This window comes from Arenimonas fontis, assembly GCF_008386465.1.
Lineage (GTDB): Bacteria > Pseudomonadota > Gammaproteobacteria > Xanthomonadales > Xanthomonadaceae > Arenimonas > Arenimonas fontis.
Genome location: NZ_VUOD01000001.1, coordinates 260,385 through 279,254, shown reverse-complemented (window position 1 = coordinate 279,254; position 18,870 = coordinate 260,385). Strand labels below are relative to the sequence as shown.

At 71.8% G+C, this 18,870-nt stretch carries 18 protein-coding genes, 1 tRNA gene and 2 pseudogenes; 6 read left to right on the top strand and 15 right to left on the bottom strand.

Features of this window, described 5'->3' with window-relative positions; translation table 11 throughout:
* Window positions 1–21: 21 nt before the first annotated feature.
* A complete protein-coding gene (locus tag F0415_RS01290) occupies window positions 22–1,785 on the bottom strand; it encodes a 3-hydroxybutyrate oligomer hydrolase family protein (RefSeq protein ID WP_149859385.1) in 1,764 nt (587 codons plus the stop codon).
* 109 nt (window positions 1,786–1,894) lie between these two features.
* Between F0415_RS01290 and F0415_RS01285 the strand changes: the two genes are divergently transcribed.
* Both F0415_RS01285 and F0415_RS01280 read left to right on the top strand, forming a co-directional pair.
* Window positions 1,895–2,704, top strand: coding sequence for a 3-hydroxybutyrate dehydrogenase (locus F0415_RS01285; RefSeq protein ID WP_149859384.1), 810 nt, complete (start codon window positions 1,895–1,897; stop codon window positions 2,702–2,704).
* Window positions 2,705–2,734: 30 nt separating this feature from the next.
* A complete protein-coding gene (locus tag F0415_RS01280) occupies window positions 2,735–3,397 on the top strand; it encodes a response regulator transcription factor (protein WP_149859383.1) in 663 nt (220 codons plus the stop codon).
* Here the strand turns inward: F0415_RS01280 and F0415_RS01275 are convergent.
* Window positions 3,394–4,719, bottom strand: a complete 1,326-nt coding sequence (locus tag F0415_RS01275) for a hypothetical protein (RefSeq protein ID WP_149859382.1) — start codon at window positions 4,717–4,719, stop codon at window positions 3,394–3,396. The genes F0415_RS01280 and F0415_RS01275 overlap by 4 nt on opposite strands.
* 217 nt (window positions 4,720–4,936) lie before the next feature.
* On the opposite strand from F0415_RS01275, the gene F0415_RS01270 reads away from it, so the two are divergent.
* Both F0415_RS01270 and F0415_RS01265 read left to right on the top strand, forming a co-directional pair.
* Window positions 4,937–5,515: a cysteine dioxygenase family protein gene (locus tag F0415_RS01270; protein WP_149859381.1), complete on the top strand. Its 579-nt coding sequence runs from the start codon at window positions 4,937–4,939 to the stop codon at window positions 5,513–5,515.
* A 36-nt stretch (window positions 5,516–5,551) separates the two neighbouring features.
* Window positions 5,552–5,637 (top strand) — tRNA-Leu (locus tag F0415_RS01265).
* Between the two features lie 212 nt (window positions 5,638–5,849).
* Here the strand turns inward: F0415_RS01265 and metX are convergent.
* From metX to ccmA, 10 genes are read right to left on the bottom strand one after another with little or no spacing between them, the layout of a single operon-like run.
* A complete protein-coding gene (gene metX / locus F0415_RS01260) occupies window positions 5,850–6,980 on the bottom strand; it encodes a homoserine O-acetyltransferase MetX (RefSeq protein ID WP_149859380.1) in 1,131 nt (376 codons plus the stop codon).
* Window positions 6,977–7,981: a tetratricopeptide repeat protein gene (locus F0415_RS01255; protein WP_149859379.1), complete on the bottom strand. Its 1,005-nt coding sequence runs from the start codon at window positions 7,979–7,981 to the stop codon at window positions 6,977–6,979. The genes metX and F0415_RS01255 overlap by 4 nt, the downstream gene beginning before the upstream one ends.
* Entirely contained in the window at window positions 7,981–8,409 is a 429-nt protein-coding gene (locus tag F0415_RS01250; protein ID WP_149859378.1) for a cytochrome c-type biogenesis protein, read from the bottom strand. Before F0415_RS01250 ends, F0415_RS01255 begins: the two co-directional genes overlap by 1 nt.
* Window positions 8,406–8,936 (bottom strand): DsbE family thiol:disulfide interchange protein, encoded by a 531-nt coding sequence (locus F0415_RS01245; RefSeq protein WP_246149829.1) that lies wholly within the window; start codon window positions 8,934–8,936, stop codon window positions 8,406–8,408. The genes F0415_RS01250 and F0415_RS01245 overlap by 4 nt, the downstream gene beginning before the upstream one ends.
* Window positions 8,936–10,897, bottom strand: a complete 1,962-nt coding sequence (locus F0415_RS01240; protein ID WP_149859376.1) for a heme lyase CcmF/NrfE family subunit — start codon at window positions 10,895–10,897, stop codon at window positions 8,936–8,938. The genes F0415_RS01245 and F0415_RS01240 overlap by 1 nt, the downstream gene beginning before the upstream one ends.
* Complete coding sequence (gene ccmE / locus F0415_RS01235; RefSeq protein WP_149859375.1) at window positions 10,898–11,374, bottom strand: cytochrome c maturation protein CcmE; 477 nt, start codon at window positions 11,372–11,374, stop codon at window positions 10,898–10,900. It abuts the gene before it with no gap.
* Window positions 11,371–11,532, bottom strand: a complete 162-nt coding sequence (ccmD, locus tag F0415_RS01230; RefSeq protein ID WP_149859374.1) for a heme exporter protein CcmD — start codon at window positions 11,530–11,532, stop codon at window positions 11,371–11,373. Before ccmD ends, ccmE begins: the two co-directional genes overlap by 4 nt.
* Complete coding sequence (ccmC, locus tag F0415_RS01225) at window positions 11,529–12,278, bottom strand: heme ABC transporter permease CcmC (protein WP_149859373.1); 750 nt, start codon at window positions 12,276–12,278, stop codon at window positions 11,529–11,531. The genes ccmD and ccmC overlap by 4 nt, the downstream gene beginning before the upstream one ends.
* A gap of 8 nt (window positions 12,279–12,286) precedes the next feature.
* Window positions 12,287–12,970, bottom strand: a complete 684-nt coding sequence (gene ccmB, locus F0415_RS01220; RefSeq protein ID WP_149859372.1) for a heme exporter protein CcmB — start codon at window positions 12,968–12,970, stop codon at window positions 12,287–12,289.
* Window positions 12,967–13,617: a heme ABC exporter ATP-binding protein CcmA gene (gene ccmA, locus F0415_RS01215; protein ID WP_149859371.1), complete on the bottom strand. Its 651-nt coding sequence runs from the start codon at window positions 13,615–13,617 to the stop codon at window positions 12,967–12,969. The genes ccmB and ccmA overlap by 4 nt, the downstream gene beginning before the upstream one ends.
* Window positions 13,618–13,737: 120 nt before the next feature.
* Here ccmA and F0415_RS01210 point away from each other — a divergent pair, with 120 nt between their 5' ends.
* Together F0415_RS01210 and F0415_RS01205 are read left to right on the top strand one after the other, a co-directional pair.
* Complete coding sequence (locus tag F0415_RS01210) at window positions 13,738–14,886, top strand: pyridoxal phosphate-dependent aminotransferase (protein WP_149859370.1); 1,149 nt, start codon at window positions 13,738–13,740, stop codon at window positions 14,884–14,886.
* Window positions 14,886–15,683 (top strand): amidohydrolase, encoded by a 798-nt coding sequence (locus F0415_RS01205; RefSeq protein WP_149859369.1) that lies wholly within the window; start codon window positions 14,886–14,888, stop codon window positions 15,681–15,683. Before F0415_RS01210 ends, F0415_RS01205 begins: the two co-directional genes overlap by 1 nt.
* Window positions 15,684–15,710: 27 nt before the next feature.
* On the opposite strand, the pseudogene rluB reads toward F0415_RS01205, so the two are convergent.
* The 3 genes and pseudogenes from rluB to F0415_RS01190 form a co-directional block, all read right to left on the bottom strand.
* A pseudogene (gene rluB / locus F0415_RS01200) lies at window positions 15,711–17,135 on the bottom strand (23S rRNA pseudouridine(2605) synthase RluB); the annotation flags it as partial.
* A gap of 8 nt (window positions 17,136–17,143) precedes the next feature.
* Window positions 17,144–17,929: pseudogene (gene scpB, locus F0415_RS01195) on the bottom strand (SMC-Scp complex subunit ScpB); the annotation flags it as partial.
* A gap of 22 nt (window positions 17,930–17,951) precedes the next feature.
* A complete protein-coding gene (locus F0415_RS01190; RefSeq protein ID WP_149859367.1) occupies window positions 17,952–18,863 on the bottom strand; it encodes a segregation and condensation protein A in 912 nt (303 codons plus the stop codon).
* Window positions 18,864–18,870: the final 7 nt, after the last annotated feature.

The following is an 18,870-nucleotide window of genomic DNA, read 5'->3' as shown; positions in this document are numbered from 1 at the left end:
AATCCGCGGCCAATATTCCTTTCACGGCAGCGCGTCGGACGCGGGATTACCGGCGGCGACGCGGGACCAGGCGTCGTCGAGGGCCCGGTAGCCGGGTTCGAGCATCGGCACGTACACCGGTCGCAGGAAGGGCAGGCCGAGGAAGGCGTCGAAGTGCTGGGCGTCGGCGACGGGGCGGTATTCGACGTCGCGGCCGGCCGTCCGGGCGCCGGCGACGTAGGGCCTGGCGCTGAAGGCTTCGGGGATCAGGCCGTCGTCGCTGCCGTGCAGGACGATCACCGGCAGGCCCTCGCGTGGCAGGCCGGCGCGGGTGGCGGCGACGCCGGCGCGCGCGGCCGAGCCCTCGTCCTCCCAGAGCGCGCGCAGGCAGCGCAGGCCGGGCAGGTGCGGATCCTCGCCATCGGCCATCGTGTCCACGATGCCGACGCCGGCACCCGGGGGAATGCCGCTGGCATCGCTCCACCAGACCGCGCGTTCGGCTGCGGTCGGGGCGCGCGCCACGCCATCGGCGCCCATGGCGGCCAGGCGGTAGCCGCAGGGCATGTCGAAGGGACCGGTGCCGGCGTAGGACGAGGCATAGGTGACCAGTACCGAGCGCCAAAGATCGAAGGCGGTGCTGAGCGCGCCGGCGGCGAGGGCCTCGTCGGTCCAGCCTTGCGCGCGCAGGAAGGCGAGCGCTGCGGCGGCCTGCTCGCGTGGCGTCTCGGCCTGCAGCTCACCGGCGGCGCGCAGCGAGGCGCAGCGCTGCAGCGCCGCCGGCGCCGGCTGGCCGCCCGGGCGGGCCAGCACCACCGCGTCGAACGCCGGCGCGGCGAGGGCACAGGGCATCCAGATCGCCGCTTCGCTGGCGTAGTCGAACAGGGCGCGGCCGCTCCCGGCCGGCCAGACGTTGGGCGAGATCGCCACCACCGCGTCGAACTCCGGACCCGGCAGCTCGGCCGCGCGCAGCACGGCGCCACCGCCGTTGGAGAGGCCGGTCAGCAGCACGCGGGTGTTGTCCCAGGTGTAGGCGCCATCCTGCGGCCGTTCGCGGTTGAGCACCTGCAGGGCGAACTGCGTCGCCTGCTGCGCATGTCGGCCCCAGTCGGCTTCGGGCTTGTCGCCGGAGTGGGCGTGCTTGACGGCGATGGCGGGCGGCGCGCCTTCGGATGCCGCCGCCACGGTGAATTCCACCGGCTGGCCGTCTTCCGCAATGCGGCCGTCCAGGCCTATGCCGCGGCCGTCGCTGGTATCCACGTAACCGGTACCGGCGCCCTTGTCGGTATAGGCGACGGCACAGCCGCGCGGCAGGCCCCAGGCGCCGGCCAGGGCGATGGCGCCGTAGATGCCGCGCGAACCCGAGGACACCGCCACCACCAGGCAGCGCGCCTGCGCGTCATAGTCGTCGGGCAACTGCAGCAGCACCCGGTGCGGCTGCTTCGCGCCCGGCAGACGCATCAGCGCATGGAACTCACGGCCCGGCACCGGCTGCAGCGAGCCATAGCGCTCGCCGTAACCGCCATCCGGCGCCAGGTCGGCGATGCCGCGCCAGTTGCTCCAGATCGCCCGCCGGCGCAGTTCCCCGGCCGTGGGGGCTTCGGGGTTGGCGAAGGCGGGCGGTATCGGGCTGCGCAGGCCGTCGGCGCCGAGGCCGGCGGTCAGCAGGTCGTCGCCGTCGCGATGCGTGCTGAGCCTCAGGCCTGCCTCGACATCCACGCCGGCGCGGGGCAAGGGGCCGGCGCAGGCGCCGGCCAGCAGGATCGCGCCGGCCAGCAGGGTCGGGCGGGGCAGGGTACGGGCGTTCATCGTCCGACCTTAGCAAGGCGGCAGGGAGCGGCCATCGTACCTTGGTACGACGCGGCGGCCGGGTCGCCGTTGCTAGGGTGGGGACTCCCGGAATTCTGGCGGTTGCCCCATGAGCGAGCGTTTCCTTTCCGGCCGCACGGCCCTGGTCACCGGCGCCACCTCCGGTATCGGCCTGGCCATTGCCGAGGCCCTGGGCGCCGCCGGCGCCCGGGTGGCGATCAACGGCCTGGGCAGCGCCGAACAGATCGAGGCCGCGAAGCAGCGGGTGGGCGCCGCCGGTGCCGCCGAGGTGCCCTACTTCGACGCCGACCTGTCCGACCCGGCCGCGGTGGAAAGCATGATGGCGAAGGTGCAGGCCTGGTCGCCGCCGGACGTGCTGGTGAACTGTGCCGGCGTGCAGCACACCGCGCCGATCGGCGAGATGCCGGCCGCCACCTGGGACCGGATCGTCGCCATCAATCTTTCCGCCGCTTTCCACACCATGCGCCTGGCGCTGCCGGGCATGGTCGAACGCGGCTTCGGCCGGGTGGTGAACATCGCCTCGGTGCACGGTCTGGTGGCTTCGGTGCAGAAATCGCCGTACGTGGCCAGCAAGTTCGGCCTGGTCGGCCTGAGCAAGGTGGCGGCGTTGGAAGCGGCGGCCGCCGGTTCGCGCCAAAGTGGCGGCGTCACCGTCAACTGCGTCTGCCCGGGCTGGGTGGAGACGCCCCTGATCGAGCCGCAGATCTCCGCCCGCGCCCGGGCCGCCGGCGGCGACCGCGAGGCCGGGGTGCGCGAGCTGCTGCGCGAGAAGCAGCCCAGCCTGCGCATGTCGCTGCCGGCCGACATCGCCGCCACCGTCGTCTTCCTCTGCCGGCCGGAGGCGCACAACCTCACCGGCGCGGCGATTCCGGTGGATGGCGGGTGGACCGCCCAGTAGCCAACCGTCGCGGAAGGCTAGAATCGGGTCATGCCGCGCATCCTGATCGCCGACGACCATCCGCTCTACTGCCTGGCCCTGGTGCAGGCGGTGCGCGGACTGTTGCCGGAGGCGGTGCTGGACGAGGCCGAGGACATGGCCGGGGTGCAGGCGGCGCTGGCCGCGCATCCGGACATCGACCTGGTGCTGCTCGACCTGCACATGCCCGGCAGCCACGGCCTGGTCGGCCTGGCGGCGCTGCGGGCGGAATACCCGGGCGTGGCCGTGGCCATCATTTCGGCACACGAGGAGCCGGCCACCATCCGCCGCGCGCTCGCGCACGGCGCCGCCGGCTACCTGACCAAGCGCGCCGGTCTGGACGAACTGCAGGCCGGCATCCGTGCGGTGCTGGACTGCCAGCAGTGGCTGCCGCCTTCGCTGCGCGAGGCGGTGGCGCGGACGCCGGCGGCGGCGGACGAGGGCGAGGTGGCCGCGCGCCTGGCCTCGCTCAGCCCGCAGCAGTTCAAGGTGCTGAGCCGGGTGGCCGAAGGCCGCCTGAACAAGCAGATCGCCGACGAGTTGGGCATCCAGGAACGCACGGTCAAGGCGCACATGAGCGCCATCTTCGAGAAGCTGGGCGTGCGCAACCGCACCCAGGCCGGCGTGTTGCTGGGCTCGCTTTCGTTGCAGGAACCGGGCCGGGAACCGGGCTAGCGCCAGAACGGAATGCGCTCGGGCCGCGGCAGGGGCGATGCCGAGCCGGGCCGGCGCGGATCGGGCAGGGTGATTTCCAGCTCGTGCCGGCCCGGCGCCAGTTCCGCGAGCGGAATCATGTAGATCAGCCCACGCAGATCGCGCGACGGGTCCAGGTAGAATTCGGGACGCACAGGCAGCGGTCTGCCGTCCAGCTTCACCTCGTGCAGGCCGGCGTAACAGTCCAGCAGGGCCAGACGGGTGGCGGCTGCGTCGGCCCCGCCCGGCGAGGCCCGTTCACAGGCGGCCAAGTGCCGGGCATGTCGGGCCGGTACGAACGGCAGCACCAGGGCGGCATGGCGGCCGCGCAGCACCGGCGCCGGCAGGAAGGGGCGCTCAGGGCTTTCGCCGGGCTCCTGCAGGCTGGCGTAGTGGGCGCCGTCCACCGTGCCGGGCAGGCCGCGCCCCGACTCCGGGAAGCGGCCGTACTGGCCCGGGCCCAGGTCGGCCTGTTGCCAATCCAGACTGGTCGAGGCCAGGAAGATGGACACCAGGATGATGGCAGTGACCACGACGCCGCTGCGTCGTTCGCCGACATGGCTGGAGTACAGCGTCACCAGCGGATTCGATTCGCGGCTCATGCCCAGCCGCGCATACAGGCCGAAGCAGGCCGCCAACGCTCGGCGCGGCCAGCCCTCCGGAGTCAGGCGCTCGCCCAGCCAGCGGTCCAGGGCCATGCACAGGAAATAGGGCAGCAGGACCAGACCGGTGACGGCAATGAAGAGGCGCGGCACCAGGTCCAGCCGGTCCAAGGCCCAGCACAGGCCCAGCACCAGGCCATACAGGGCCGCCACCATCAGGGTGATCGGCACCAGCACCGCCGCCACGCCGATGCCCAGGCCGAATACCAGGGTGGCGCGGTTGTCGGCCCGTTCCATCGCCTGGTCCATGTCCTGCCAGCGCCGCCGCAGCGCTTCACGGGCCACCGGGCCGGCCCGCAGGCGGTCCAGGCGCAGGCCGCCGGGGAAGACCGAATGCATGCCCACCAGGGCCACCCAGTAGGCGCGCAGCGCCAGGTGCAGGACGAAAGCCATGCCCAGCGTGATCACGCCGGTGGCCAGGTAGAGGTAGAGCATGGCGCCAATGGTGGACAGGCGCGGATCCAGCCGCGGCAACAGCCCGGCGGTGAACGGCGCCATCCAGCCGGCCAGCTGCCACAGGGCGAACACGGTGGCGCCGGAGAGCAGCAGCTCCATCTCCCAGGTGGGCGTGGTGCGGCCGGGCAGGCTGGGCACGGGCGCGGCCGACGGCGGGTCGGCCTCGGAACGGGATGGCGGGAGCACGCGGGTCTCCTGGCAGGCAGTCGAAGGGCGCAGGTTCCCAGACGCGACCGAGACCGGCAAGGCGAGCGGTGATCAGGTGCCCCGGTGAGCCGGCCCGAGCGGATCGGCAACCGTCCGCCGCGGCCGCCGCCCGGGCGCTTCCGGTTTGACCGGGCGCAAACGGCCGGTTGCCGGCCTTGGTAGACTGCCGCCACCCGGAACCCACCACGGTGACGCCATGCTGGCCCTGGAATTTCCCGGCTGCGACCGCCTGCTGGCCATGATCGACGCTGCGGTCAGCGGCGACTGTGAACGCCGCACCACCGACTGCCTGCGCAACGGCCTTTCCGCCCTGATCCGATCGCAGGAGGTGCGATTGCCCGACTGCGTGTTCGAGCCGGTCGCCGACCACTACGCCCGGCGCGAGCTTTACCGCTGCGAGCGGGCCGGTTACAGCGTGGTGGCGATGACCTGGGGTCCGGGCCAGGGGACCCCCATCCACGACCACGCCGGCCTGTGGTGCGTGGAGGGCGTATGGACAGGCCAGCTGGAGATCACCCAGTACGAAGTGCGCGAGCGGGACGGCGAGCGCTTCCGCTTCGAGGCCGTGGGCACCACCCTGGCCGGGGTGGGCTCGGCCGGCAGCCTGATCCCGCCGCACGAGTACCACGCCATCCGCAATCCCAGCGATGCCGCCATCGCCGTGTCCCTGCACATCTACAAGCAGGCGCTGACCTGCTGTGCGACCTTCCAGCCCCAGGACGACGGCTGGCATACCCGCTGCGCCCGCCAGCTGGGCCTGGACGAGGCGGCCTGAACCGGCCCGCCTGGGCTATACTTGCCGCGCCTCCGTGCCGGTGTGGCGGAATGGTAGACGCGGCGGACTCAAAATCCGCTGCCAGCGATGGCGTGTAGGTTCGAGTCCTATCACCGGTACCAGACAGACCCGCTTCGGCGGGTTTTTCTTTTTCTTCTTCGTTGACGCGGATCTGCACGGATGAACACGGATAAAGCGTTTGATCCGCTTTTCCATATCCGCGTTCATCCGCGTTGATCCGCGGCCAGTACCTTCAACCGGGAACGTCGCGCGCCGGCACCGCCTCCAGCTCGTTCGGCACGCATCCCGTGTCGGCGAACCCTTCCGGAACGCCTTATCCGCGTTGCTCCGCGTAAATCCGCGTCAAAAACCGCTCTATCGCCGGCCCGAAGCGGGCGATGTCCACCAGGAAGGCATCATGGCCCTGCGGCGAGGGCAGGGGCAGGAATTCGCTGTCGGCGCCGCCGGCGCGCAGCCCCTCGGCGACCTGCTCCTGCTGCTGCAGCGGGAACAGGATGTCGGTTTCCACGCCGATGCTCAGGGCGCGCTCGACACGGATCTTCGCCAGTCCCTTCATCACGTCGCCCTCGCCGTACTCGGCCACGTCGAACCAGTCCATGGAACGGCTGAGGTAGAGGTAGCAGTTCGGGTCGAAGTAGCGGGCGAAGCGGCGGGCATGGCCTTCCAGGTAACGTTCGACCTCGAACTCCAGGCCGAAGGGATCGTCCTCGCGGCATTCACTGTCCAGCTTGACCCGGCCGAAGCGGCCGTCCCACTCCATGGCCGAGCGGTAGGTCACCACGCCCAGCTTGCGGGCGATGCGCATGCCGGTCTCGGGATAACGCTGCTCGTCGTAGTGGCCGCCGTTCCAGTTCGGATCCAGACGGATGGCCTCGCGCTGCAGCGAGCGGATGGCGATGGAAAAGGGCAGGGCGCGGGCGCTGCCGGAAACGTTGATGTGGCTGCGGGCGCTGCCCGGATGCAGCAGCAGGTAGGCCAGGGCCGCCATGCCGCCCATGGAGCAGCCGATCACGCAGGCCAGGCGCTCGATTCCCAGGGCGCGCACCACCGCGTGGGCGGCGCGGGCGCCGTCCTCGATGCTCAGCTCGGGAAAGTCCAGGCGCCAGGGCTGGCCGGTGCCGGGGTTGATCGAGGCCGGGCCGCTGCTGCCCTTGCAGCTGCCCAGTGAATTCACGCAAATGACGAACCAGCGCGCGGTGTCGATCGGCTTGCCCGGGCCCAGCATGGCTTCCCACCAGCCGGCCTCGGGATTGTCGGCATGACTGGCGGCGTGGGCGTTGGGGGACAGGCCGGTGAGGATCAGGATGGCGTTGTCGCCGGCGGCGTTGAGCCGGCCCCAGGTCTCGTAGGCCATGCGGCCACCGCGCAGCTCGCCGCCGCGCTTGAACACGAAGGGCGAGGGCAGCTCGACGTAACGGGTGCCGGCCGGGATGAACTCCGTCATTCGACCTCCGTGGCGATGCGCAGGGTGGCGCGGGCGCCGTCGGCCACGGTCAGCTCCACCGGCGCGGCTTCCAGGTCGCCGGGCGCGGCGGCGGCATCGCCGCTGCGGGAGACGCGCGCCAGCAGGTGTACCCGCGCCTGTTGCGAGAGTTTCTGCGCCGGCATCAGCCCGTCGGCGTCCGACAGCGTCAGGGTGAGCGGGAAACCGGCGGCGGGCAGCCGTTTCACCGCCACCGGCAGGCCGACGCCGTCCGGCGTGCGTGCGAACACGAACAGCACGTCGCCTTCGCGCAGGCGATCCGCCAGCCCGGGATCCAGCTCCACGGTCACGGTGATGGCCGGCCCCGAGGCGGTGCCGGGCGCCTGCGCGGGCAGGGGCGGCAGCCCGGCCTGGTCGCGGGCCAGGGCGATCTGCTCGCGCAGGGCAGCGGCGGTGTCGCCCCGCAGCAGCGGCAGCAGCCGCTCCCAGAGTGCCGCCGCCTCGGCGGGCTGGCCGGCCTGCAGGCGCTGGGCGCCCAGGTAGAACAGGCCGCGCTGGTGCCCCGGGTGTTCGTCGACCACCTGCTCCAGCAAGGTCACCGCCTCGGCCGGGAAGCGGCCGTCGGCGGCGGCGCGCATCAGCGCGTCGGCGTACTCCACCGCCAGGTCGGGGTTGTCCGGGGCCAGGGCATGCGCCCGGGCCAGGGCATCGCGGCCCTCGGCCCAACGCTGCTGCGACATCTGTGCGCGGGCCAGCAGCACCCAGCCTTCGACGCTGCCGGGCTCGTCGGCCAGACGGCGCTGCAGCTGGGCGATGGCCTCGTCGAGGGTTTCGGGTTGCCTGAGGTTGGCCGGGTCCAGCGCCGCCGGGGTGCCGACCAGGGCGTAGACCAGCACGGTGCCGGCGGCCAGCACGCCGGCCAGGCCAAGGCTCAGGCCGCGCTGCGCCCGCCACAAGGGCGCCAGCGCCAGGGCCAGCATCGCCAGCAGCAGGACGGCCAGGCTTGCCGCGAATGCGCCCATCACCACTCCTGCTCGTCTTCGGCCGGCGGCGTCGCCGGCGCGGCGGCGGCGCGGCGGCGCACCACCACGGTCACCACCACCAGGCCGGCCAGCAGCACCAGGGCGGGGCCGAACCACAGCAGCCAGGTGCGCGGTTGCACCGGCGGCCGGTACAGCACGAAGTCGCTGTAGCGGGCCACCAGGTAGGCCTTGATCTCCTCGTCGCTGCGGCCTTCGCGCATCAGCTCCAGCACCTGCAGGCGCAGGTCGCGGGCGATCTGGGCGTCGGAGTCGGCCAGGCTCTGGTTCTGGCACATCACGCAGCGCAGCTCGGCGGTGAGGGCGCGAAAGCGCGCCTCTTCCTCGGCGTCGCGGAACTCCAGCGGCTGGATCGCCGCCGAAACGGCGCCGGCCAGGCAAAGCAGCAGGGCGGCCAGCCAGGCCCTCATCGCAGCGCCTCCAACTGCGGGTCCAGTTGCTCACGCACCACTTCGGGTGTGAGCGGACCGACGAACTTCCAGCGGATCACGCCCTCGGCATCCACCAGGAAGGTTTCCGGCGCGCCGTAGATGCCCCAGTCCAGGGCGGCGCGCCCATCGGCGTCCACCAGGATCAGCGAATACGGGTTGCCGAACTGCGCCAGCCAGCGCCTGGCCTCCTCCGGCTCGTCCTTGTAGTCGTAGCCGATCACCCGGATGCGGCCGCTTTGCGCCAGCTCGGTGATCACCGGATGCTCGTCGCGGCAGGCCGGGCACCAGCTGCCCCAGACGTTCAGCAGGTAGGGCTGGCCCAGCAGGTCGGCCTTGCGGACGATCCGCTCCGGCGCGTCCAGCACGGGCAGGGCGAATTCGGGCGCGGGTTTGCCGATCAGCGGCGAGGGGATGGCCCTGGTGTCGCGGCCGGCATTCATCAGCACGCCCACGCCCAGGAGCAGGCCCAGGCCGAGGAAGACCAGCAGGGGCAACAGGCGCTTGATCATGCGTCGGTTCCGGGTCTGGTGGCGGGGGCGGCGGCACCCGCGGACGGGCGGCGGAAACGGCGGTCGAACGCCGCCACGAAGCCACCCAGGGCCATCAGCAGGGCGCCCAGCCAGATCAGGCGGATCCAGGGCTTCACGTACAGGCGCAAGGCCCAGCCACCGGCCTCGCCCAGGGGCTCGCCCATGGCGACGTAGAGGTCGCGGTGCAGGCCACCATGCAAGGCGGCTTCGGTCATCACCTGACCGCCGCTGGCGTAGGCGCGCTTCTCCGGGTGCATCACCGCGATCCGCCGCCCTTCGCGGCTGACCACGACGGTGCCGCGGTCGGATTCGTAGTTCGGGCCCTGATGGTGTTTGGCGCCCTGGAACTCGAAGGTATAGCCGCGCAGCTCGAAGCGGGAACCGGGGGCGGCCGCGACGTCACGTTCGATGCTGGTGCTTTCGGTCAGCAGTACGCCGGCCACGAACACGGCGATGCCGGCGTGCGCCAGCACCATGCCCGCCATCTCGGCGGTGAAACGGTGGCCGCGGCTGCCCGAGCGCAGCCGGTTCCAGACGAAGCGCAGGGTGCCGCCGGCCACCCAGGCGGCGCCGAGGATGCCGAAGGCGGTCCTGGCGGTGCCGTCGGGCCAGGCGAACCAGGTCAGCAGCGCCGCCAGCACGGCCAGCCCCGCCCAGGGCACCAGCCAGCGCAGCGGCTGGCCGACCTGCTCGCGTTGCCAGCGGCTGAGCGGGCCGAACGGCACCAGCGCCACCAGCGGCACCATCAGGAGGGTGAACATCAGGCCGAAATAGGGCGGGCCGACCGAGATCTTGCCCAGGTCCAGGGCCTCGGCCAGCAAGGGGTACAGGGTGCCCAGCAGGATCATGGCCGTGGCCGCGCTCAGCAGCAGGTTGTTGAGCAGCAGGAAGGTCTCGCGCGAGACCGGCGCGAACGGTTTGCCGGCCTCGTCGCGCGGCGCCCGAAGCGCGTACAGCAGCAGCGAGCCACCGATCACCAGGCCCAGGAACGCCAGGATGAACAGGCCGCGCCCCGGGTCGGAGGCGAAAGCGTGCACCGAGGTGATCACGCCCGAACGCACCAGGAAGGTGCCCAGCAGCGACAGCGAGAAGGCGGCGATGGCCAGCAGCAGGGTCCAGCCGCGGAAGCTGCCGCGCTTTTCCGTCACCGCCTGCGAGTGCAGCAGGGCGGCGCCGGCCAGCCAGGGCATGAAGCTCGCGTTCTCGACCGGATCCCAGAACCACCAGCCGCCCCAGCCCAGTTCGTAGTAGGCCCAGAAGCTGCCCAGGGCGATGCCAAGGGTGAGGAAGGCCCAGGCGACATTGGTCCAGGGTCGCGACCAGCGCACCCACTGCGCGTCCATGCGGCCGTCGATCAGCGCCGCCACCGCGAAGGCGAAGGCGACGGCGAAGCCGACGTAGCCCGTGTACAGCAGGGGCGGGTGGAAGATCATGCCCGGATCCTGCAGCAGCGGATTCATGTCGTGGCCTTCGGCGGCCTCCGGCAGCAGGCGGGTGAAGGGATTGGAGGTGAACAGGATGAAGGCCAGGAAACCCACCGCCACCATGCCCAGCACCGCCAGCACCCGCGCCAGCACCGGCGCCGGCAGGCTGCGCGAGAAGCGCGCCACCAGCGCCGTCCAGAAGGCCAGGATCAGGATCCACAGCAGCAGCGAACCCTCGTGCGCGCTCCAGACCGCGGTGATCCGGTAGTGCAGGGGCAGCAGGGAGTTGCTGTTCTGGGCCACGTAGGCCACCGAGAAGTCCTGGTCCAGGAAGGCCCAGGTGAGCAGCGCGTAGGACAGCGTCACCGCCGCGAGCAGGGCGTAGGCCAGCGGTCGCGCCGTCGCCATCCAGGCGGCCCGGCCCCGCTGGGCGCCGGCCAGCGGCAGGCCCGACAGGGCCAGGGCCAGCATCAGGGCCAGCGCCAGGCTGGCCAGGCCGAGTTCGGGCAGCACTCAGTAGCCTCCGTCACCGCCGGCGGGCGGGTCATCGGTCTGCACCTTGTGCTTGCGGTGGGCCTTGCCCATGGCCTCGGCGACTTCGCGCGGCATGTATTGCTCGTCGTGCTTGGCCAGCACCTGGGTGGCGTGGAATTCGTCGCCGACCCGCCTGCCGGTGGCGATCACCGCCTGGCCCTCGCGGAACAGGTCGGGCAGGATGCCTTCGTAGCGCACGGTCATCACCGCGTCGCCGTCGGTGACGCCGAAGCTGAGCTTCAGGCTGCCGGGCTCGCGCCGCAGCGACTGCTTGGCGACCATGCCGCCGAGCCGGAACACGGCCTGGTCGGCGGCCTCGCCGGCGTAGACCTGGCTGGGCGTGTACAGGTAGGTGATGTTCTCGCGCAGGGCCAGGGCCACCAGGGTGGCGGCCACCGCCGAAGCGGCTACCAGGGCCAGCACCAGCAGCAGCCGTCGCTTGCGGACCGGATTCATGCGCTCGGTTCCCCGTCGGCCCGGGCGGCCTGGCGTCGGGCCCGGGCGGCGATCTCGCGGCGGGTGCGGGTCAGGCGCAGGCGCGGCGCCCAGAAGTCCCAGGCCAGGAAGACGGCGAACACGGCGTAGGCGCCGAGCACGTATCCGAGGTAACTCACCGGTCCACCCCCGCCGCGGCGCGCGCCCAGTCCTTGCCGGCCTCGCGGGCCAGGTTGTCGGCCCTGGCCCGCTGCAGCAGCGAACCGACGAACCAGAACTTGGTGGCCAGCACCATCACCCACAGTGGCCAGGCCATGGACGAATCCATGGTGGATTCGCCGAACACCCGGATGGTGGCGCCCTGATGCAGCGAGTTCCACCACTCCACCGAGTAGCGGATGATCGGCAGCAGCACCACGCCGACGATGGCCAGGAAGCCGGCGGCGCGGGCGGCGGCGCGCCGGTCCTCGATGGCGGCGTTCAGGCCGATCACGCCCAGATACAGGAACAGCAGCACCAGTTCCGAGGTCAGGCGCGGATCCCAGTCCCACCAGGTGCCCCACATCGGCTTGCCCCAGATCGATCCGGTGGCCAGGGTGACGGCGGTGAACCAGGCGCCGATCGGCGCGCAGGCCATGGCCAGCACTTCGCACAGCTTGATGTGCCAGACCAGGGCGATCGCCGCGTAGACGGCCATCAGCGCGTACACCATCAGGCTCATCCAGGCCGCCGGCACGTGGATGTAGAGGATGCGGAAGCTGTCGCCCTGCTGGTAGTCGGGCGGCACCACGAACAGCGCGCCGTACAGGCCGATGGCCATGCCCAGCAGGCCCAGGCCGAAACCCCAGGGCGCCCAGCGCGCGGCGAAGCGGTCGAACACCGGCGGCGAGCCGAGTTGGTGGAACCAGAGCAGGAGGCGATTCACGGCAGCGGTCAGGTCAGGGCAATACGGATGGCCGCGGCGGCGGCCAGCGGCGCGAGCACGAGGGCCAGGGCCAGTCCGGCCGCCAGCAGCAGCAGCGCACCGGCCCAGGGCAGGCCCTGGGCGGCGGCCATCACGCTGCCGGCACCGAACACCAGCACGGGCAGGAAAAGCGGCAGCGCCAGCAGGGCCAGAAGCATACCAGAGCGCCGTATCCCGACCGTCAGCGCCGCCACCACCGCCCCCAGCAGGCTCAGCAGCGGCGTACCCAGCGCCAGCGAGACCAGCAGCACCGGCAGAAGTTCCCGCGGCAGGTACATCAGTTCGGCCAGTACCGGCGCCAGCAGGACCAGGGGCAGGGCGGTGGTGGCCCAGTGCACCGCCACCCGTACCGTCAGCAGCCAGGCCAGCGGCACCGGCGCCAGCAGCATCTGCTCCAGGCTGCCGTCCTCGACGTCGCTGCGGTACAGCGAATCGAGGGTCAGCAGGCCGGCCAGCAGCACCGCCACCCACAGCACGGCCGGGGCGATCCTGGCCAGTTGCTCCGGTTCCGCTCCCAAGGCCAGCGGGAACAGGGCCACCACCATCACGGTGAACAGCAAGGGCTGGGCGGCATCGCCGCGCCGGCGCCACACCAGTTGCAGGTCGCGCCGGGCCTGGGCCCGCGCCGCGTCCCAGGCCGAGGCCACGCTCACGGCTCGCCCCGGGCCGGGCCCAGGTGCAGGGTGCGCACCGGCACCGGCGGCGCCGCGTAGGCGCCATGGGTGGTCAGCAGCACCGCACCGCCTTCGCCCAGATGCGCCTGCACCAGGCGATTCACCAGGGCGATGCCGTCCAGGTCGAGGTTGGCGTAGGGCTCGTCCAGCAGCCACAGCGGCGCCGACTGCAGGCGCAGCCGGGCCAGGGCCAGGCGCTTGTTCTGGCCGGCGGACATGCGCCGGGCCGGGACGTCCTCGTAGCCGGCCAGGCCGACCTCGGCCAGGGCCTCGGCGATGTCCGGGCCACCGCCCCCGTGCAGGGCTCGGCTGTAGGCCAGGTTCTCGGCTGCACCCAGTTCGGCCTTGTGCCCGGGCTGGTGGCCCAGGTAGGCGCTGCCGCGGGCCAGGTGTTCACGGTCCACCGGGCGGCCCTGCAGGCGCACTTCGCCGGCGGCGGCGGGCAGCAGGCCGGCCAGCACGCGCAGCAGGGTGGTCTTGCCGGCGCCATTGCCGCCCTGGACAAGCAGCGCTTCGCCGGCCCCGAGCCGGAAATCCAGCGGGCCGAACACCGGCTCGTCGTTGCGGGCGAACGCCAGGCCGCGGGCTTGCAGCAGGGGCACGGCGGCGGCGGCGGAGTGATCCATCGGCGCGGATGCTACCGACTGGGCGCGTCACCGGTCCATGACGAGGGTCAATCCCGGCGCGAATGCTTCACCCGGCCGGCCTGGCCGGCATAATCGCCGGAAACCATGCCGACCACGCCGATGACCCCACGCACGCGCCTGCCCCGGGTGGGCACCACCATCTTCACCGTGATGAGCCAACTGGCCGCCGAGCACGGCGCGGTCAACCTCGGCCAGGGCTTCCCCGATTTTCCGCCGCCGCAGCGGCTGGTGGACGCCCTGGCCCGGGCCGTGAGCGAGGGCCGCAACCAGTACGCCCCCTCGACCGGCATCCCGGCCCTGCGCCAGGCCATCGCCGACAAGACCCTGGCCTGCTACGGCCGCCGCGTGGACGCCGATGCCGAGGTGACGGTGACCGGCGGCGCCAGCGAGGCGATCTTCGACGCGGTGCTGGCCCTGGTGCATCCGGGCGAGGAGGTGATCGTGCTCGATCCCTGCTACGACTGCTACGAACCGGCCATCGAACTGGCCGGCGCCCGCGCCGTGCACGTGCCGCTGGACCCGGCCGATTTTTCGGTGGACTGGCAGCGGGTGCGCGACGCCATCAGCCCGCGCACCCGCATGCTGATGGTGAACAGCCCGCATAACCCGTCGGGAGCGATGTTCGGTGCTGCCGACCTGGCGGCGCTGCGCGGAATCCTTGCCGGTACCGACATCGTGCTGTTGTCCGACGAAGTCTACGAACACATCGTCTTCGACGGCCGCCGGCACGAGAGCGTGCTGCGCGACCCGGAACTGGCCGCGCGGGCGGTGGTGGTTTCCAGCTTCGGCAAGACCTACCACTGCACCGGCTGGAAGATCGGCTACGCGATCGCGCCGCCGGCGCTCTCGGCCGAGCTGCGCAAGGTGCACCAGTACAACACCTTCTGCAGCTTCACTCCGGCCCAGTGGGCCCTGGCCGAGATGATCCGCGACGAGCCCGGGCACCACGAAGGCTTGGGCGCCTTCTACCAGGCCAAGCGTGACCGTTTCCGCCGCCAGCTGGAGGGCACGAGGCTGCGGCCGTTGCCAGTGCCGGGCGGTTATTTCCAGCTGGTGGACTATTCGGCCGCAAGCGACCTGTCCGACGTCGAGTTCTGCCGCTGGCTGACTGTCGAGAAGGGCGTGGCGGCGATCCCGCTTTCGCCCTTTTACCAATCGCCGCCCGCCGGCCAGCGCCTGGCCCGGCTGTGTTTTGCCAAGCTCGAAAGCACCCTGGACGCCGCCATCGAGCGCCTGGAGCGGTTGTGATGCAGGACCTGCGGGTATCTCTGGTGCAGGGCGACACGCGCTGGCACGACCCGGCCGGCAACCGCGAGCGCTATGCACGGCTGATCGCGCCGCTGGCCGGCGCCACCGACCTGGTGCTGCTGCCGGAGACCTTCACCTCCGGATTCAGCAACGAGGCCCTGGCCGGGGCCGAAGGCATGGACGGCCCGACCGTGGCCTGGCTGCGCGAACAGGCCGCTCGCCTGGGCGCCGTGGTCGCCGGCAGTGTGCAGATCCGGGAAGGCGCTGGCGTGTACAACCGCCTGCTATGGGCCACGCCGGACGGCGGGCTGTGCCACTACGACAAGCGGCACCTGTTCCGCATGGCACGCGAGCACGAGCGCTACGCGGCAGGCCGCGATCCGCTTGCCGTCGAGCTCAAGGGTTGGCGGATCCGGCCGCTGGTCTGCTACGACCTGCGATTCCCGGTGTTCATCCGCAACCGCTTCGATCACGAAGCGCCGGGCCGTTTCGACTACGACCTGCTGCTGTTCGTGGCCAACTGGCCGGCGCCACGCCAGCATGCCTGGACGACGCTGCTGCGGGCCCGCGCCATCGAAAACCTGGCCTACTGCGCCGGCGTGAACCGGACCGGGCGCGACGGCAACGGCATCGATTACCTCGGCGGCAGCGCCGTCAACGATTTCCTGGGCCAGCCGCTGCTGGAACTGGACGCGCGCGAGCAGGTGGCCACGGTCACGCTGTCGGCGGCAGCGCTGTCGGCGCATCGGGAGCGTTTCCCCGCGCACCTGGACGCCGACGCCTTCGAGCTGCGCTGAGATCGCGAAGTGGTTGCTGACTCAGTCGTCGCCGGGCAGTCCTTCCGGACGGCGTTGGCCGCCGCCCTGACGGCCACGACCATGCCGCTTGCCGCCACCCGGGCGGGCGGCGCCGCCCGGCTTGCCGCCGCCGCCCGGCTTGCCGCCGCCGCGGTTGCCCGGGCGCGCGTCGGGACGGCCACCCGTTCCCGGCTTGCCCTGACCTCCGCGCCCCTTGGCTGGGCGGGCGCCGCGCGGGGGCGCCACCCGCGACACGGTATCCACGCCCTCTGGCACGTACCAGCTTCGGAAGGCGGCCGGGTTGGCCTCGTGGTGCACATGCGCCGGCTGGGGGTCGCCGCGGCTGCCGGGCCGACGCCGCTTGCCGCCCGGCACCTGGCCGCCCGGTGCGGTGGCGCGGTTGCCGAAGTCGTCGTTGCGCGGACCGCGGCCGGGTTTGCTGCCGCGCTTCTTGCCTTTGCCGGGTGCGCCGCGCCGGCCGCGGCGCGGTTCTTCACGCACGTGGTCGAAGCGGCGCAGTTCGCGCGCCTCCTCTTCGAGCATGGCGCCGTTGACGTAGGACGCCTGCTTGCGGTCCTTGCCGACCCGGATTTCGGTGGGGCGGGAGCGGCGCTGGCCGATCACCGGCTGCAGGGTGAGCGCGGGTATGCCGTCCTCCAGGCCCAGCTTCGCCCGCAGGCGCCGCACTTCGGCCTCGGGGAGCTCCTGGCTGTGGCCACGCTTCAGCGTGCGCGGCAGGACGATGTCGCCGTAGCGCACGCGCTTGAGCCGGCTGACCTGGAAGCCCTGCGACTCCCACATCCGGCGCACTTCGCGGTTGCGGCCCTCGTGCAGCACCACGCGGAACCAGGCATGCGAGTCGGAGCTGCCGATGCGCTCGATCTCGTCGAAGCTGGCCGGGCCGTCGTCCAGCTCGACACCCCGGGCCAGGCGCTGCGCCACCTCGTCCGGCACCTCGCCGTGGATGCGGCAGACGTACTCGCGCTGGATGCCGCTGGAGGGATGCATCAGGGCATTGGCCAGCTCGCCGTCGGTGGTCAGCAGCAGCAGGCCCGTGGTGTTGATGTCCAGGCGGCCGACCGCGACCCAGCGCGAGCCCTTCAGCCGTGGCAGCGACTCGAACACGGTCGGCCGGCCCTCGGGATCCTCGCGGGTGGTGAGCTCGCCCTCGGGCTTGTTGTAAAGCAGCACCGCCGGCGGTTCGCTCAGGGCGGTGGCGACGAAAGTCTTGCCGTCCAGTTCGACCCGGTCGCCGCTGCGCACCGACTGGCCGGTGCGGGCGACCTCGCCGTTGACCCGGACCAGGCCCTGGGCGATGCGCTCCTCGAGCGCGCGGCGTGAGCCCAGCCCGGCCTGGGCCAGCACCTTGTGCAGGCGTTCCTCGGCGCGCGGGGCGGTGGTGTTTCCGGTGTCCTTGGCCTTGAGCGAAAGGACCTTGCGTGGGGCGCTCATCGTGTCTGCTCCGGCTCGGCGTTTTCGCCGGCCTCTTCGTGGATGTCGGAGGCGGCCTGGTCGCCAGCCTCGCCGTGGCCGGGCTCGCCGGCGTCGTGGTCGTCGTGGGCGACCGGTGCTTGCGCGCCGGTCCCGCCGTGTACACCGGTCGCAACCGGCGCGGTTTCGCCGCCGGCCTCGCCGTTGTCGCCGCCGCCGTCCTCGCCCATGGCGGCACTGGCCACGCCCGGCGGGATGCGCTCGAAGGGCAGCTCCGGTTCCAGCTCCGGGATTTCCTTCAGCTCGGCCAGCGGCGGCAGTTCGTCCAGGCTTCTGAGGCCGAAGTAGTCGAGGAAAGTCTTGGTGGTGCCGAACAGGGCCGGCCTGCCGGGCACGTCGCGGTGGCCGACCACGCGGATCCACTCGCGCTCCTCCAGGGCCTTGATGATGTTGGAGCTGACGGCGACGCCGCGGATCTGTTCGATCTCGCCGCGGGTGATCGGCTGCCGGTAGGCGATCAGGGCCAGGGTCTCCAGGGTGGCGCGGGTGTAGCGGGTCTGGCGTTCGGTCCAGAGCCGGGCCACCCAGGCGTGCACCGAGGTCTTGACCTGGAAGCGGAAACCCGAGGCGACCTCGACCAGCTCGACGCCGCGGTCGGCACAGGCCTCGCGCAGTTCGTCCAGGGCCTGCTGGAGGCTGCCCGGCGGGGCCGCTTCCTCCTCCGGGAAGAGCTCGGCCAACTGGGCCAGGGTCAGGGGCTGCGGGGACGCCAGCAGGGCGGCCTCGACGATCTGTCGGATCAGGGTCGGGTCCATGGTCTCGCGGATCTGGGAGGGTTCACTCGGCGACGGTCTCGCCGCCGTCCGAGGTCGGTTCTGGGAGTTCGGGTTCGTTGGCCGCCTCGCCGGCCACGGCCAGCGACTTGAGGTAGATCGGCGCCAGCGGCGCCTCCTGTACCACCTCGATCAACTGCTCCTTGGCCAGCTCGAGGATGGACAGGAAGGTGACCACCACGCCCAGCCGGCCTTCTTCGGCACTGAACAGGGTCTGGAACAGGTGGAACTGGCCGTCGCCCAGGCGCGCCAGCACCTCGCCCATGCGCTGGCGCACGCTCAGGGCCTCTCGCCGGACCGCATGATGGCTGTACAGCTCGGCCCGCTTGAGCACGTCGCGCAGGGCCAGCAGCATCTCGCGCAGCTCCACCGGCGGCGGCACCTTCAGCGTGGCCCGATCCGGCACATGGGCGCCGGCGACGCTGGTATCGCGGTCCAGGCGCTGCAGCAGGTCCAGATCCTCGGCCGCCTTCTTGTAGCGCTCGTACTCCTGCAGCCGGCGCACCAGTTCGGCGCGCGGGTCTTCCTCGAGGCCTTCCTCGCTGGGCGGGCGCGGCAGCAACATCCGCGACTTGATCTCGGCCAGGATGGCGGCCATCACCAGGTATTCGGCCGCCAGTTCGAAGCGCAGCTCGCGCATCACCTCGATGTAGTCCACGTACTGGCGGGTGATCTCGGCGACCGGGATGTCGAGGATGTCCAGGTTCTGCCGGCGGATCAGGTACAGAAGCAGGTCCAGCGGGCCCTCGAAGGCTTCCAGGATGACTTCCAGTGCGTCCGGGGGGATGTACAGGTCCTGCGGCATCTGCAGCACCGGCTGGCCCATGACGATGGCCAGCGGCATCTCCTGCTGCTGGGGCCTGGGCGGGATACCCGGGCGCGACTGCTCGGCGTCGGCGGCGTTCGGTTCGGTCATCGGATGT